This window comes from Pseudomonas sp. NFACC37-1 (genome assembly GCF_900101575.1).
Lineage (GTDB): Bacteria > Pseudomonadota > Gammaproteobacteria > Pseudomonadales > Pseudomonadaceae > Aquipseudomonas > Aquipseudomonas fluorescens_AA.
In genome coordinates this window covers 79,492-94,739 of the sequence record NZ_FMUZ01000024.1, presented here as the reverse complement: position 1 = coordinate 94,739, position 15,248 = coordinate 79,492, and the positions used below count along the sequence as shown (strand labels likewise).

The following is a 15,248-nucleotide window of genomic DNA, read 5'->3' as shown; positions in this document are numbered from 1 at the left end:
CCCGACGCCTTGCCACTCCCAGTAAAAGCTCGCCCCGCCGGCCAGTTGCCGCTGGAGGATGACGTGCTGGTCGTCGTAGTCGTAGCGTTCGCTTTCACCGGCGGCATTGGTCGCTTCGATCAGTCGGAAACGTCCGTCGTAGCGGTAGGACACCAGCGTCTGTTCGGTCCGCCAGGCCTCGTCGAGGGTGAGGGCCGGGTGGAAGCTCTGGTAGTCGACGGCGACCAGGTGGCGCTGTTCGTAACGCAGGCGCAGGGAACGCCCGGCGCCGTTGTCCAGGCGGCTGATGTCGCCGTGGATGTTGCGCTGGACGGTCAGGCGGTTGTCGTAGCGGTCGCTGAGGGCGATCAGGTGACCGTCGCGAAAGTGCAGGAACGGGGCGTTTTCCCCGGGCTGGGCGATGATCAGTTCGTCCGGCTCGGCCCCCAGGTAGATGGCCGCCCGGGCCAGGCTGTTGTGGATCGCCGGACGCTGGGTGGTGGGCAATGGAAAGATCGTGCGGCGGTTTTCCTGGTCGACCCAGGTGACCTGCTCGCCCTTGAGCTCCAGGCGATGGGCCAGGGCATGGCTCCAGCCGCGCCCGAGGCCGACGTCCAGTTCGACGGCGCTGGTGCGGTACAAACGGGTGAAGACGAACGGCAAGCGCCCGTCGAGGGTGCCGTCGTCCAGGGTCAGCAGTTCTTCGCCGGTGACCATCGACACCGGGCAGCCGCTGGTCTGGGTCTGGGCCGCGGTGTCGGCGCTGTCGCCGTTGGGGTTTTTCGATTGGGCCGGGGCGTCGTCGTGGGGTTCGTATTTGCTCAGGCGGGTAGAAGACTGGGACTTTTCCCGCGCCACGGCGGCCGGATTGCTCACAGACAATGGCGCAGAGTGTTCAGGGGTGATGTGCAAAGGTCCGACAGGCGTCGGCTTCAAGGGCGCGCGCTGGGCGCTGACCACCAACGGCTTCAGCACATCGGCATGCCGGTCGAGCCGGTCGGTGGAGCGTTGGGCCAGCCTGAGGCTTGATGCGGTTAACCATTCGCGAGCCCGCTCCGAGCGGAGCTGGCCAAGTACCTTGCAGCTCATTCGCACGCCCATGCCCAGGGCGCCGGTCAATCGCATCAACAGGAAGTTGATCAGCACCGAAGCGCGCATTTCGCCCACGACTTCGGCCATGTACTGAGGCGGCAACATTCGCAGCCAACTGGTGAATGCGGCCACGTGAACGAAGAGCAACGGCTCGTCGCTCAACACCATCAGTCCTTTGGCGATGGCCGCGGATGACGTTTTCAGTAACTGCTCAAGTTCAACCTGGGTCAGATACTCCAGGAGCTTTTCGCTATTGGCCTGCAGATTGGCCAGCAGCTCGAAAACCTGTTTAACGTCATCCCATAGCTGATGCAGGGCGTTTTCAAAACCGCGCCAATCGGCCTGCTGCAACAGGTCATAACGTTCGCGAAATCCGGCGTCGGAAAACTCCGCCCACAGGGGTTGAAACTCGTCCCACTCGGCCTTCAGCCAGCCCTCAAGTTCGTCCATCACCCCTTGGTAGGACGCATACAGCGCCTTGACGTGATCGGCCGTCACATGGGGAAAAAAAGTGATGCGGTAGCGCCCGCCACGCCAACATTCGGGGATTTCCAGGATGCCGCTGGGGCCAATGACGTGATGCACTGGCTCGCCAAAGGTTTCCTTCCCGGGCTCGCCTCCGGTGACGGGCTCCAGCATCACCGGGGTATCGCCAATCGGCACAAAACGCGCCGCCTGGAACATGTGCACCAGCGTCAGCGGCCCACTCGCCGGGCACGCGACCACCGTGGTACTGATGGGTTGATCGAGATTCTTCGGCGCCGCCAGGGACACCTCGTTGCCGACCTTGAATACCTGTTCAAGGTCCAGCGCCCACCCGGCCCAAAAGCTTTCAGCCCAGGCGTCGTAGTCGTTCAGGCAGTTTCGAAAGTCCTGGAAAACCGCCTCGACATCCGGCTGCTCGGGGTCCATGGCCGCCATCACCAAAGAACCGATGGTGTTGTTCAGGGCCAGGAGCTTGTCGGGGGCAAACATGCAGGAATCTCGCGGTGCGGGGACGAACGCGAGACTCTGCCGGGGATGACAGGGGAATTAAGTCAGTGGAAGGGGACAAGGGATGTAGGGCGATTCGCTAAATTTAAACGCTTGGCGTGGAAGCCTCGCCGATAGCTATAAACACCGCACCATCAGCCATTGCGCTTTCCCCCAAGCCTCAAAGCGCTCCAGCACGTCCCAACCCAGCTTGGTGTAATAGTCACGCTGACTGTGGGTGTGCAAGAACAAGGTGGTGTGGCCCGCCGCTCGCGCATCGCTACAGATGCCGTCGATCAACTGCGCCGCAAGCCCTCTGCGCCGGGCGTCTGGGCTGACGAATACACACGCCAGCCATGGACCCAGGTCTGGCCGGTCAGGCAGGTCGTGGCTGGCAAGTGAGGCACCACCGAGCAACTGGCCGTGCTCCGTGGCGATCAGGCATTTCCAGCGGCCATCTTGCTGCCCCGCGGCGAACTCCTGCTGCCAACTGGCGAGGGACTGCTGGGCAAATTCATAACTGAACTCCCGATGGAGCCACTCGGCCATCTGGTCGCATTTATCCATGTGGTTGGCGAGCCAATCGATTCGCAGCATTTAAAACACTCCTTGTTTATTTGCCCCGGCGGGAGGGTTTGAGTCGGTTTTACCGCCATTGTGGATGCCGGTGCCAGCCGGCTGAAGATCTTTTTGTTTGACGCACCGCCATCGCGAGCAAGCTCGCTCCCACAGGGGACTTGTGGTGGGGTCGGGAATGCGCGGACTGCTGTTCTCACAGGCGCTGGTTAACTTAAGGCTGTATGAATCATTGTGGCGAGGGAGCTTGCTCCCGCTCGGCTGCGCCGTAGGAGCTGCCGAGTGAAACGAGGCTGCGATCTTTCCAAAACCAATTGAGTATCAAGCGAAAGATCAGATCAAAAGATCGCAGCCTTCGGCAGCTCCTACCGCAGCCCAGCGGGAGCAAGCTCCCTCGCCATGGGTCTGTGTTTTTTCAATTTTCCGGAGTGTCTTGCGCAGATAAATGCGCGAATAGATGCCTACCCGCGCGCATTCTCGAGAAATACCCGCCAGCAACCCTTCAACCTATCGTAATCTCGCATCTGTATAAGCCCCAGCCCCGCAACCGGCCGAGATCTTCCCCCGATGCCCTCCATCTACCAACTCAAGCCTGCCTTTCAAAACCTGCTGCGCCCCATGGTTCAACGCCTCTACAACAACGGGGTCACCGCTAACCAGGTCACCCTGCTCGCGGGTATCGTCTCGGTGTTGGTGGGGGCGGTGATTGCCTGGTTCGCCAGCCATCCGTGGATTTTCGTCCTGGTTCCGGTCTGGATGTTCCTGCGCATGGCGTTGAATGCGGTGGATGGCATGCTGGCGCGGGAGTTTGGTCAACAATCCCATCTGGGCGCCTACCTCAATGAGCTATGCGATATCATCGCCGACGTTGCCCTGATCCTGCCTTTTGCCTTGTTTGCCGATACCAGTCTTCTGCTCGTGTTGTTGGTCACGCTGTTGGCGCTGTTCAGCGAATACGCCGGCGTGCTGGGGGCGATGGTGGGGGCTTCGCGGCGGTATGACGGGCCGATGGGCAAGAGTGACCGGGCCTTTGTGTTCGGCGTGTTGGCGACCGGTATTGCCCTGGGTTGGCTCGGGACGCTGTGGATAAATGGTGTGATGGCGGTGGTTGCCGCCCTGCTGGTTTATACCTTGGTCAATCGGGTGCGTCATGGCCTGGACCAGGTGAAGGAAAACGCTCCCTCAGCATAAAGGAACTTGCAATGCGCGAAGCCCAACACCGGACATTCACCACCCACGATGGCGTGGAACTGTTCTACCAACACTGGCCGGCTGTCGACGCGGCAGCGGGTGAACCCCGCCAGGCTGTGTTGTTGTTTCATCGTGGTCATGAACACTCCGGGCGCATCGCGCACCTGGTGGACGAACTGGACCTGCCCGGGTTCGACTTCTTTGCCTGGGACGCCCGTGGCCATGGCCAGTCGCCGGGCGAACGGGGCGACAGCCCGAGCTTCGCCACCAGTGCGCGGGACGTGCAGACGTTCTGCGATCACATCGGATCGGCGCATCAGATCGACGAAGCGAACATCGCCGTGGTCGCACAAAGCGTCGGCGCGGTGATCGTGTCCACCTGGGTCCACGACTACGCGCCGCGCATTCGCTCGCTGGTGCTGGCGTCGCCGGCGTTCAAGGTCAAGCTCTACGTGCCGTTTGCCCGTCCGGGCCTGGCGCTGATGCGCAAGTTCCGCGGCAATTTCTTCGTCAACAGCTACGTCAAGGCGAAATTCCTCAGCCATGACCCGGAGCGGGTGGCGTCCTACGACAGCGATCCGTTGATCACCAAGGCCATTTCGGTGAACGTGCTGCTGGGCCTGTACGAAGCCGCCGACCGCGTGGTGGCCGATGCCCAGGCGATCCAGGTGCCGACGCAGTTGTTGATCTCCGGTTCGGACTTCGTGGTACACCGCAAACCCCAGGAGCAATTCTTCGAGCGCCTGGGCAGCCTGCACAAGGAAAAGCACATCCTGCCGGGTTTCTTCCACGACACCCTCGGCGAGAAGAACCGCGCGCCCGCCGTTGCCAGTGCGCGCCGCTTCATCCTGCAAAACTTCGCCCGACCGCTAGACCGCCCTTCTCTGCTGGACGCCGATCGCCTGGGCGCGACCTGTGCCGAAGCCGAAACCCTGGCCACGCCGCTGCCCCACAACTCGCTGCGCGACCTCTACTGGCGCATGACCCGTGCCAGCATGCGCTTTGGCAGCAAGTTGTCGGCCGGGGTGAAGCTGGGTTTCGACACCGGGTTCGACTCCGGCAGTACCCTGGATTACGTCTACCGCAACCGCCCCACCGGTACCTCGGCGCTGGGCAAGATGATCGACCAGAACTACCTGAACTCCATCGGCTGGCGCGGCATTCGCCAGCGCAAGCTGAACGTCGAGGAGCTGCTGCGCCTGGCGATGGCCGAGTTGCGCGCCCAGGACCGCGAGGTGCGCATCGTCGACATCGCCGCCGGCCATGGCCGTTACATTCTCGAAGCCCTGCAAGGCGTCAGCCCGTTGCCCGAGTCGATCCTGCTGCGCGACTACAGCGACATCAACGTGCGCGATGGCAGTGCGCTGATCGTTGAAAAAGGCTTGGGCGATATCGCTCGATTCGTCAAAGGTGATGCCTTCGACCGCCAGGACCTGGCGGCGCTGGAACCCAAGCCGACCCTCGCCGTGGTGTCGGGCCTGTACGAGCTGTTTGCCGACAACCAACTGGTCGGTGGTTCCCTCGCGGGCCTGGCCGAAGCCGTGGAGCCTGGCGGTTTCCTGGTCTACACCGGCCAGCCGTGGCACCCGCAGCTGGAACTGATCGCCCGCGCCCTCACCAGCCACCGCGCCGGCCAGGCCTGGGTGATGCGTCGACGTACCCAGGCGGAAATGGACCAATTGGTTGAGGCGGCGGGCTTCCGCAAGATCACCCTGCGGGTCGATGAATGGGGCATTTTCAGCGTTTCCCTGGCGCAGCGAGTGCAGTAATGAGCGCCGTCATCGCTCCGGCCCGCGAACCCGCACTGCTGAAACCGGCGGTGCTGTGGCTGCTATTGCTGGCGCCGCTGTTCTTCACCACCTACGGCTTCGCCACCTGGGTCACCTCCCAGCGTGACGACGTCGGCACGCTGGTGTTCGCCTGGGAAACCCACATGCCGTTCATGGCCTGGACCATCGTGCCTTACTGGTCGATCGATCTGTTGTACGGCCTGTCCTTGCTATTGCCCACCAGCCGCGACGAACTCAAGCGCCATGCCTTGCGCCTGCTGACGGCGCAGGTGATTGCGGTCAGTTGCTTTTTGCTCTGGCCGTTGCGCTTCACTTTCCCCCGCCCGGAAATGGACGGGGTGTTTGGTTGGTTGTTCGAAGTGCTGGCGGGTTTCGACAAGCCGTTCAACCAGGCGCCGTCGCTGCACATTGCGTTGCTGGTCATCCTTTGGGTCTGCTATCAGCGGCATTTGCAGGGGGTCTGGCGTTGGGTGATGCACGGTTGGTTCGCGTTGATCGGCGTGTCGGTGCTGACCACGTATCAACATCACTTCATTGACCTGCCCACGGGCGCGTTGGCCGGTTGGCTGTGCGTGTGGTTGTGGCCGCTGGATCGACCCAGTCCGCTGCTGAGTGCGCGTCTGGCGGCGGATCCTGCTCGCCGACGCCTGGCCTTGCGTTATGGCCTGGGCGCGGCGGCGCTGTTTGTTCCGGCGTTTGCCTTGGGCGGCGCGTGGCTCTGGCTGATCTGGCCGGCGGTCGCGGTGCTCATGGTGGCGCTGAATTACCTGGTGTTCGGTGCCGACGGTTTCCAGAAGCGTGCCGATGGTCGCTTGAGTCCGGCAGCGCGTTGGTTGCTGGCGCCTTATCTGGCGGCGGCGTGGATCAATTCTCGCGGCTGGACGCGCCAGCATCCGCAGCCCGACCAAGTGGCGGATAACGTCTGGCTGGGGCGAATCCCCACGCCGATGGAATTGAAGGACAGTGCGTTTACCGGCGTGCTCGACCTCTGCGCGGAACTGTCCATGGATAGCACGGGCGTCGCCTATCGCTCATTGCCGGTGCTCGACCTCACGGCACCGACCACCGAACAATGCCTGAACGCGGCAGAAGCCATCGAAAGCCTGCGCCAGCACGGGCCGGTGCTGGTCTGCTGCGCCTTGGGTTATTCGCGCAGCGCCACGGCGGTGGTGGCCTGGTTGCTGCACAGCGGCCGGGCGGCGAACGTCGATGCGGCGATCGTGCAAATCCAGCGCGCCCGTCCGCGTATCGTTTTGCAGGCGGCGCACCGTCGGGCGCTGGAGCAATTATCCATAGCACGGGGGCACGTCCATGATCAGTGACATGGAGCTCCACACCGTGGCGAGCCTGTTGCGCCGGGGTCATTCGCTGGATCAGCTGTCCACCGGGCTGACGCTGCTTGGGGCGCTGCTGGGCTTGGGGCAGTGGCTGGTGGGCGTCATCGATCCGTGGTTGCTGCTGTTGAGTGTGGCGCTACTGGTGCTCGGCGTGCTGGAAAAATACTGGGCACTGCGCGTGGCATTCGATGCCGATCTGTTCCAGCGCATGGCTGACAGCACCCAGTCCCTGGCCGAGCGCACCTATACCTTGGATCAAGCCCTCACCTCCCTGGGCCTGCAACCGGCCGCACGTGCAGGGCGTCTCTGGACTGAACGCCGGCACGGCGCGTTGTTGCTGCTGCGTCGGCAGTCACGATTATTGGCCGTACAAGTCGTCCTGGTGCTGGGCTTCATCCTGGCCAGCCCCTGGTTAGCTTCAAGTATCTAAATCGTTTTGTGGCGAGGGGATTTATCCCCGTTGGGCTGCGCAGCAGCCCCCAACCAGGCACCTCGGTGTGCCAAGAAGATTGAGTTAACTGCTTTAGGGCTGCTGCGCAGCCCAGCGGGGATAAATCCCCTCGCCACAAAGGGTGTGTTCCCTCGCCACAGTTATGCTTACGTTTCTCAGGACAAGGAATCCTCATGTTCGAACCCGTGGTCGCCAACCTCATCACCTCCGCCGCCCGCATGGTCACGGGCGCTCGCAGCCTGTGGCTCGGCTGCGCGCCGACGCCGGTGCAACGGATCTACTTCGCCAACCACAGCAGCCACGGCGACTTCGTGTTGCTCTGGGCCTCGCTGCCGCCGGCGCTGCGCAAGCTCACCCGCCCGGTAGCCGGAGCCGACTATTGGCAAACCAGCCCGGTGCGTCGCTACATCATCAACCGGGTGTTCAACGGCGTGCTGGTGGACCGCGAGCGCAAGGATCCTTCCTACAGCCCATTGCAGCCAATGCTCGATGCGCTGGAAAACGGCGACTCGCTGATCATCTTCCCCGAGGGTACGCGCAATCCGGAGGAAGGCCTGTTGCCCTTCAAGAGCGGGATCTATCACTTGATGAAAAATCACCCCGAGGTCGAGGTGATCCCGGTGTGGATCGCCAACCTCAACCGCGTCATGCCCAAGGGTCGTGTGCTGCCGCTGCCGCTGTTATGCACCACCAGTTTCGGCGCGCCGCTGTGCATCGAAGAAGGCGAAAGCAAAGAGCAATTCCTTGAACGCAGCCGCGCCGCGCTGCTGGCACTGGCCCCGGAGCACGTCTGACATGGATCGATATACCCTGATGTTGTTTGGCGGGATTGGCGCCATCCTGGTGCTGGCTTCGTTGATCGGTTTCATTCTCAGGCTGAAAACCCGCGGCGCGCCGAACTCGGTGATCGATAACCTCAACGCCCGGATCAATGCCTGGTGGATCATGGTGTTGGTGATCGGCGTGGCGTTCTGGCTCGGCAACGCGGCGGTCATCCTGCTGTTCTACGCCGTGTCGTTCTACGCCCTGCGGGAATTCCTGACCCTGACACCGACCCGACGCAGTGACTACCCGGCCCTGGTGGCGGCGTTCTACCTGGCGCTGCCGCTGCAATACCTGTTGATCTACTACGACTGGTACGGGCTGTTTTCGATCTTCATCCCGGTGTATGTGTTCCTGCTGCTGCCGATCCTGGCGTCCCTGGGCGGCGATAGCACACACTTCCTCGAGCGCGCCTCGAAGGTTCAGTGGGGCTTGATGATCGCAGTGTTCTGCATCTCCTTCGTGCCCGCCCTGCTGACCTTGGACATCGCCGGTTTCGAAGGCCGCAACCTGTTGCTGATCGCCTACCTGGTGATCGTGGTGCAGTTGTCGGATGTGCTGCAGTACGTGTGCGGCAAGCTGTTCGGTAAACACAAGATCGCGCCGAACCTGTCGCCCTCGAAAACCGTCGAGGGCTTTGTCGGCGGCATTTTCCTGGCCTCGCTGATCGGTGGCGCGTTGTGGTGGATCACGCCGTTCAATCCGTGGCAGTCGTTCCTCATCGCCTTGCTGATCAACCTGCTGGGGTTTGCCGGCGGCATCGTCATGTCGGCGATCAAACGCGACCGTGGCGTCAAGGACTGGGGCCACATGATCGAAGGCCATGGCGGCATGCTCGATCGGTTGGATTCGGTGTGCTTTGCGGCACCGATCTTCTTCCACCTGGTGCGGTACTGGTGGACCTGAGGAAAGTCTTAGGCGAGCTCCCACAGGGGGCGTTGCTTGCTCCTTCACTGGCCCACTGCCAAGCGCTCTTGTGGCGAGGGGATTTATCCCCGATGGGCTGCGAAGCAGCCCTAAAAAGCCATACCTCGGTACTGCAGACAGATTGAGTTGAGTTCTCGTGGGGCTGCTTCGCAGCCCAGCGGGGATAAATCCCCTCGCCACAGATAAACCCCTCGCCACAAGAGCGGATGGCAATCGGTCAGTCGAGGATCAGGTGCGGCAGGAACCGGCTCGAATCCTTGGTGATCAGGCTGTTGTCTTCCCGCACGCCAATGCCAGCCGCCTGGTCGCCAATGACCCAGGAGCCGATCAGGGTGTAGCTGTCGTCAAACTTCGGCAGCGGCGCGAATTCCTGGAGGATGAACGGCGCGTCGGTGTACGGGCCGTCCTCTTTTACGATCAAGCCGTCAGCCGTCTGCAGCTCGATGTTGGCACCTTCCCGGGAAAAGAACGGCTTGCGCACCCAGCCCTTGGGCACGGCTTTGCTGGTATCGGTATCCAGGTGAGCCGCCAGCAGGTTCGGGTGGCCTTTGTTGAACTCCCACAGCAACGGCAGGATGCCTTTGTTGGAGATGATCGACTTCCAGGCCGGCTCGAAAAACTGCGTATCGCATTGGGCAATCGCCGCACCAAAGGGCTCATGGAATATGAACTCCCAGGCATGCAGCTTGAACAGGTGTGGAATCCAGCGCTCTTCCAGGTCGACGAAACGCCCGTCACTGTTGAGGCCGATGTCTTCGATATCGATGTGCCGCGACTCGATGCCGACTTTTTCCGCGATCAGACGCAGGTAGTCCGTGGTGCCTTTGTCTTCGATTGAGTCTTTCATCGAGGCGAAATAAAACGGCTGGGTGAGCTGCAACTGGGCGAAGGCCTGGTGCAGCTTGGTGTCGATGCTGTTGAACTGGTCGGCATGGGCCGGCAGCGTGCCGCGCTCGATGCATTGCTCCAACCAGCCCCACTGGAACGCCGCCGCTTCGTAGAGGCTGGTCGGCGTGTCGTAGTTGAGCTCCAACAGCTTGGCCGGGCCGCTGCCGTTGTAGGAGAAATCCATGCGCCCATACAGGTGCGGGTGGCCTTCAAGCCATGAAGTGCGCACCAGGTCGAAGAACGGCGCAGGAATGCTCAGGCGCTCCAGCAATTCTTCGCTCTGGACCACGCGGGCCACCAGGTCCATGCACATGTCATGGATCTCGGTGGTCGGGTCTTCCAGGTCGTCCTCGATCTGCTTGAGGGTGAACTGGTAGTACGCGCTTTCGTCCCAATAGGGTTCGTCGTCGATGGTGTGGAACAGAAAGCCGAGCTGCTCGGCGGTCTGCTTCCAGTCAGGACGCTCTGCGCAATGGATCTTCTTCATGGCGCTGGTTCCTCAACCGCCGGAGCTGCTCGATCCGCCCCAACCGCTGCGGGCGCTGGACTTGCTGCCGAAGCCGCCGCGAGACGTGGACGAAGCGACCGACATCGCCTTGCTGGTCTTGATGGAGTCGGTGTAGCTGCCATACCGCGCCTGATTGGACTTGGTAAAGGTCGAGCCGCTGGAAACCCGCTGGCTCAGCGTCGAGGACCCGAAGTTGCCGCGGTCATCGCGGTAGCGGTAGACCGGCTCGGAGTAATAACTGCTGCGGTTGCCGCTCAACATGTTGCCGATCAACAGGCCGGTCAACAGGTTGCCAAAGCCTGATCCACCGACGTTCGCTTCCGAAGCCGGCAACTGGGCCCGGGCGGCATCGACCTCGGACTGCGTGACTTCGCCATCGGCGTTCAGCTCGAAACCACCCAGCTTGGGCAGGAACTTGCCGGCCGAGTCCTGCTGGCACCAATCGGGCACGAAGTCGGCATCGCAATCGGCCTTGCTATCGTATACCGGCGCGATGCGACGATGCTCACCCATGGCGGTCATGTAGGCGGTGGAGCAAATGTCCACCGGCAGCTTTTCATCGACACATTCCTGGACGGACTGGAAGTTGTACTTCTTCTGCAACTTGTAGGTTTTTTCCGCAGGCCCGCAACCGGATATCGCCAGGGCGACCGACGCGGCCAGCGAAAGCTGGACATACTTGCTTCGTTTCATCGGGTTCTCCGTGGCGCAATCAGTTCGTGGACGGCGTCATGCACGCGGCGTTCAACAGGCCGACGCTGATGGCCACGGCGGCGATGTAGATACCGGCGGCGATTTCACCCTGCTTGATGCGCGCCGAAGCGCCCTTGAGCACCAGGCTGGTCACCAGGAACGCCAGCAACTGGACGACAGCGGCGATCACCGTCCAGACGACGAAATCCAGCATGCTGATCGAGTAGGCAATCACGTTGCTGGCCGGGATGGCGAAACCAATGAGGGCACCGCTCAGGGCGATCGCCGCCGCCACGTTGCCCGAGCGGATCAGTTCGAACTCTTTGTGCGGCGTGACATGGATGTAGATGAACTGGAACAGCGCGAACAGCACGGCGGCGCCGAGGATGTACAGGGCGAAGCCGAACACGGCGGCCTTGTTCAGGGAAATGGAGAGCGCTTCAAGCATGGACTTCTTCCTTATTCAAAGAGTGTTCAGGTCAGTGGTGTACAGCGAAATACCCAGCGAAGTGCTCAGGCTGACGGTGCCTTCGGCGTCCTCTTCGACGGAGAACAACAGGAACTCCCGGCGATCGGTCAGGCCGGTGTCGCGGGCGTACAGCATCGAACGGTGCTCGACGCTGTAGGACTCATCCGGATTGCTCACGCGCTCGCTCAACGTCACCAATTCTGTCTGGCCCGCCTCGGTGCCCCATTCGCGGCTGTACTCGACGCCGTCGTGGGTGTAGGTCGGCAGGCCGATCAGGCTTTCAGGGCCGGCCAGGCGACGCAACTCCGCTTCGCTGTTGATCGTGACGTAGCTGAGGTAGTTGAACAGGATCACCGACTCGACCTGCCCGGCGATGTCACCGCTGGTGTGCACTTGCAGCCAGTAGTCTTCGTCGTTCATGTAGCAGCGCGACAGCCAGTTCGACTGCCCGAGGTCGACGATGCCCAGGCTCCAGACCTGCTGGGAACCCGGGATGACCACGGTGCTGTTGCCGTCGAGCAGCAACTTGAGCGTGGCATCGAACATGACCTGCTTGCCGGAGGCCAGGCCCAACGGCCCGGTGACGGGGGCGCCATGGCTGGCTGTCGTCTTCGCGTTCGGAGCCTCGAGCCCCATCAACTGTTTAAACCACCCCATGGGAAATTTCCTTGAGTCGCGTGGAGGCGATGTAGAAGAGTTCTCCGCCCACAACGCGCGTGGTGCCGGGCGGGTTGATCGCTGGGTGGCGGGCGCCCTGGGCGCGGTAGCCGATCAGCGTAGCGTTATGCTGCTCTTTCATCCGGGTGTAGAGCTCGCCGAACGTCGCTTCAAACGCCTCGGGCAGTTTCATCAGGTACTGGGTGGCGCCTTCCCCCACACAGAGCAACTCATTGATGACCACTGACGAGCCCGGATCCTGGGAGGCCCGCACCAGCATTTCAATGGCCATGCTGGAGGTGCATTCCAGGCTTGGGGCATAGGCGCTGGCGAGGGCGGCGATTTCGCTGTCATTGAAGTGGGCGACTACATGCCCGGCAGGCCCCAGTTGATTGACCGCCAGCACGGTGGCCAGGGTCAGGTCGTCGGAATGGGTGCGCACCAGCACGCGTTCTGCACCCGGCACGCCAGCGCGCTGCAGCAGTGCGACGGAGGACAGGCTGTCGCCCTTGATGAATGACGCCTTGCCGGGCATAGGGTTTTCTTCGAGATCGCAATCGCAGATGACGATCAGGTTGTCATTGGAGGTTTCGTCCTGCAGCAGCAGGTCGATGACCCGTTCGCTGGAGGCGCCCTCCCAGCCGATGAGAACCGTGTGGCCGACCTTGCCGGTGAAATCGCCTTTGCCCTTCATGCCTTTTCTCCAAACATCGATGACGCTGCTGGTGGTTTTGCCGATGACCGTCGTCAACAGGGCAATGCCCCCGAGCATGATCCAGGTCGCCACGAAAATTCGCCCGGCGGATGTCTGTGGCAACAGATCGCCATAGCCGACGGTGAGCGTGGTGGTGAGATAGAAGTAGATAAACGTGGCGGCGGTGATGAGGTGTTGCTCGCCCAGCAGCACCAGGCCGATCCAGGCCGTGGACAGGTGCACGCCCAACGCAATGGCCAGGCCGGCCCAGCCGAACCGATGGAAGAAGGACGATGCGTAGGTGCGCAACAAAAGGAAAATCGACATTTCGTCCCTGACTCCGTGGGGCTTCGTTCCTGGCGGGATCATCGCTCTGGCATGTGAATGCCGAACTTAGTGACCGGACAGCATTAAACCTGTTGCCGGGCTTGGATAAAAGTACTTCGGTGACAATAAACCCGGTGATTTCCAGGAAAGCAGAACTCAAGCACAAAACCCTGATGCCGAGCACAAACCTGTGGCGAGGGGATTTATCGAAACGTCGCACCGCCCCGCTGGGCTGCGTAGCAGCCCCAAAGCAGCGAACACCACCAAACTGACACACCGAAGTGTCAGGTCCTAGGGCTACTGCGCAGCCCAGCGGGGATAAATCCCCTCGCCACAAGGTATGTGCCTGGCTTGCCTTGGCTGGTCTTCACCCAGGCAAGGCCCAGCCCGTTACTCAGCCGATTTTTTCTTCAGGCGTTCCAGGATCGCATTGGCGCTGCCTTCGTTCGGCGTGATGCCGGCATCGCGCAGCTTGCGTTCCAGGTCGGAGCCGGTCGAAGCTTCGGCCAGTTCGTCCTGGGCCTGCAGTTCAGCGGCACGTTGCTGTTGCTTGGCCTGCAGGCGGTTGAGCGTACCGACGGCGGTTTCCAGCTTGCCATTGGCGCCACCGCTGGCGATGGAGGCACTGACCTGGGCCTTCTGCACGCTTTCGCGGGCCTTGGCCATGTCCACTTGCTGGCGCAGGCTCTTGATGCGGCTTTCGGCCTTGGTGATGTCCTTGCGCATATTGTCCGCGTAGCCGCCGAATTCGGTCGCGTGCTTTTGCTCGGCGTCCAGTTCGTTGGTCAGGGTCGAAATGGCTTCGGCCACTTCCAGCGCCAGGTCTTCGCGGTTGGCCTGGATCGCGGCCAGGGCCTTGGCTTCCAGGTCCTTGATCTTGGCGTTGTATTCGCCGACGCGATCAGTCGCCAGCTTGTGCTTGGCCATGATGGTGACCAGCTCACGCTTGGCATTGGCCAGCGCGCTGTCGGCATCGCGGATTTCCTGGTCGAGGATGCGCAGGGCCTGTTGGTCGACGATCGATTCACCGACTTCGCTGGCACCGCCACGCAGTGCGGTGAACAATTTGCTCCAGATGGACTGAGTCATTGGATAGTTCCTGTTCGGTGAATTAAATGAAGAAGCGTTCGAAGGCTTCGCTGGCGCGCTGGACGTTGTCGACGAGGGTTTTGACTTCGGTGACGACGTTGGTCAGGCTGGAGTCGGAGCTCAGCGCGCCGAACATGTTGTAGACGACTTGCCCGTTGGGCATGGTCTCGATGCCGATGGACGACAGCGGGAACATTTCCCGGCTGCGCAACACGGCGTCGTTGAAGGCCGCCACGTCGCTGATCGACTCGACATCCACCAGGACGGTATCGACGATGATCTGGTCGCCCACGACTGCGATGTAGATCGGCAAGCCACCGAAATCATTCATTTCCAGCTTGATGCTGGACTCGGAGCCTTGGACGAGGGAGAGGGTGATGTCGTTCGCGACCACTTCGTCCAGGGCCTGAAGGGCGCTGTAGAGGCGATCGATGTTCCAGTTATTACCTGCGCTCATGTAATCCTCCGACATGAATGAGCCAGCCAGAATCGGTTGGCGTAGCTGTTTCTCCATTTGCTTGAGCAGGCTTCGGTTTTCGGGAAGCACCCAAGTCTCGTGTTTCACATACCCGGCGGCACTCAGGCCCGCGCGCATCTGCTTCATGTAGAAGCTCGACGGTTTTTTCGCGGAGGGCTTGGCGCGCTCTCCCGTGCGGCTCGCTGAATCGGTCACAGACCCGTCAGGCGGATCTGATGGAGCGCTGGTTGGCATGGTACTGACCCCACTGTGAAAAACTCACGCGTGAGAAACACTACAGGTAGTTTCAAAAGCCCACAATAGCTCAC

At 61.6% G+C, this 15,248-nt stretch carries 15 protein-coding genes; 6 read left to right on the top strand and 9 right to left on the bottom strand.

The features are described 5' to 3' along the window. Together BLP82_RS21935 and BLP82_RS21930 are read right to left on the bottom strand one after the other, a co-directional pair. The coding region (locus tag BLP82_RS21935; RefSeq protein WP_256576654.1) for a YD repeat-containing protein at positions 1–2,046 on the bottom strand (2,046 nt) is incomplete at its 3' end. Positions 2,047–2,181: 135 nt separating this feature from the next. After that, positions 2,182–2,640 carry a GNAT family N-acetyltransferase gene (locus tag BLP82_RS21930; protein WP_092172861.1) on the bottom strand — a complete coding sequence of 153 codons (459 nt, stop codon included), beginning with the start codon at positions 2,638–2,640 and terminating at the stop codon, positions 2,182–2,184. A gap of 546 nt (positions 2,641–3,186) precedes the next feature. Here BLP82_RS21930 and BLP82_RS21925 point away from each other — a divergent pair. The 6 genes from BLP82_RS21925 to BLP82_RS21900 all read left to right on the top strand — a co-directional run bounded on the left by BLP82_RS21925 (position 3,187) and on the right by BLP82_RS21900 (position 9,116). Then, a complete protein-coding gene (locus tag BLP82_RS21925; protein WP_092172858.1) occupies positions 3,187–3,810 on the top strand; it encodes a CDP-alcohol phosphatidyltransferase family protein in 624 nt (207 codons plus the stop codon). A gap of 11 nt (positions 3,811–3,821) precedes the next feature. Then, positions 3,822–5,579 (top strand): bifunctional alpha/beta hydrolase/class I SAM-dependent methyltransferase, encoded by a 1,758-nt coding sequence (locus BLP82_RS21920; RefSeq protein WP_092172855.1) that lies wholly within the window; start codon positions 3,822–3,824, stop codon positions 5,577–5,579. Then, positions 5,579–6,922: a phosphatase PAP2/dual specificity phosphatase family protein gene (locus BLP82_RS21915; RefSeq protein ID WP_092172853.1), complete on the top strand. Its 1,344-nt coding sequence runs from the start codon at positions 5,579–5,581 to the stop codon at positions 6,920–6,922. Before BLP82_RS21920 ends, BLP82_RS21915 begins: the two co-directional genes overlap by 1 nt. After that, entirely contained in the window at positions 6,912–7,367 is a 456-nt protein-coding gene (locus BLP82_RS21910) for a hypothetical protein (RefSeq protein ID WP_092172851.1), read from the top strand. Before BLP82_RS21915 ends, BLP82_RS21910 begins: the two co-directional genes overlap by 11 nt. A gap of 194 nt (positions 7,368–7,561) precedes the next feature. Beyond that, positions 7,562–8,182, top strand: coding sequence for a lysophospholipid acyltransferase family protein (locus BLP82_RS21905; RefSeq protein WP_003205972.1), 621 nt, complete (start codon positions 7,562–7,564; stop codon positions 8,180–8,182). A gap of 1 nt (position 8,183) precedes the next feature. Continuing rightward, the gene (locus BLP82_RS21900) at positions 8,184–9,116 is read left to right on the top strand and encodes a phosphatidate cytidylyltransferase (RefSeq protein ID WP_060740439.1); all 933 of its coding nucleotides are present in this window, start codon (positions 8,184–8,186) and stop codon (positions 9,114–9,116) included. Between the two features lie 238 nt (positions 9,117–9,354). On the opposite strand, the gene BLP82_RS21895 is transcribed toward BLP82_RS21900, so the two are convergent. The 7 genes from BLP82_RS21895 to BLP82_RS21865 all read right to left on the bottom strand — a co-directional run bounded on the left by BLP82_RS21895 (position 9,355) and on the right by BLP82_RS21865 (position 15,066). Further along, complete coding sequence (locus BLP82_RS21895; RefSeq protein ID WP_092172849.1) at positions 9,355–10,512, bottom strand: glutathionylspermidine synthase family protein; 1,158 nt, start codon at positions 10,510–10,512, stop codon at positions 9,355–9,357. 12 nt (positions 10,513–10,524) lie between these two features. Further along, positions 10,525–11,226: a DUF1190 domain-containing protein gene (locus BLP82_RS21890; protein ID WP_092172846.1), complete on the bottom strand. Its 702-nt coding sequence runs from the start codon at positions 11,224–11,226 to the stop codon at positions 10,525–10,527. Between the two features lie 19 nt (positions 11,227–11,245). Then, on the bottom strand, positions 11,246–11,674 hold the full coding sequence (locus BLP82_RS21885) for a DUF350 domain-containing protein (protein ID WP_060740436.1): 429 nt from the start codon (positions 11,672–11,674) through the stop codon (positions 11,246–11,248). A 15-nt stretch (positions 11,675–11,689) separates the two neighbouring features. Beyond that, entirely contained in the window at positions 11,690–12,352 is a 663-nt protein-coding gene (locus BLP82_RS21880) for a DUF2491 family protein (protein ID WP_092172843.1), read from the bottom strand. Further along, positions 12,339–13,373, bottom strand: a complete 1,035-nt coding sequence (locus BLP82_RS21875) for an ion channel (protein ID WP_092172840.1) — start codon at positions 13,371–13,373, stop codon at positions 12,339–12,341. The genes BLP82_RS21880 and BLP82_RS21875 overlap by 14 nt, the downstream gene beginning before the upstream one ends. A gap of 390 nt (positions 13,374–13,763) precedes the next feature. Further along, on the bottom strand, positions 13,764–14,462 hold the full coding sequence (locus BLP82_RS21870; RefSeq protein WP_003205987.1) for a PspA/IM30 family protein: 699 nt from the start codon (positions 14,460–14,462) through the stop codon (positions 13,764–13,766). Positions 14,463–14,484: 22 nt separating this feature from the next. Next, positions 14,485–15,066 carry a YjfI family protein gene (locus BLP82_RS21865; protein WP_003205989.1) on the bottom strand — a complete coding sequence of 194 codons (582 nt, stop codon included), beginning with the start codon at positions 15,064–15,066 and terminating at the stop codon, positions 14,485–14,487. Positions 15,067–15,248: the final 182 nt, after the last annotated feature.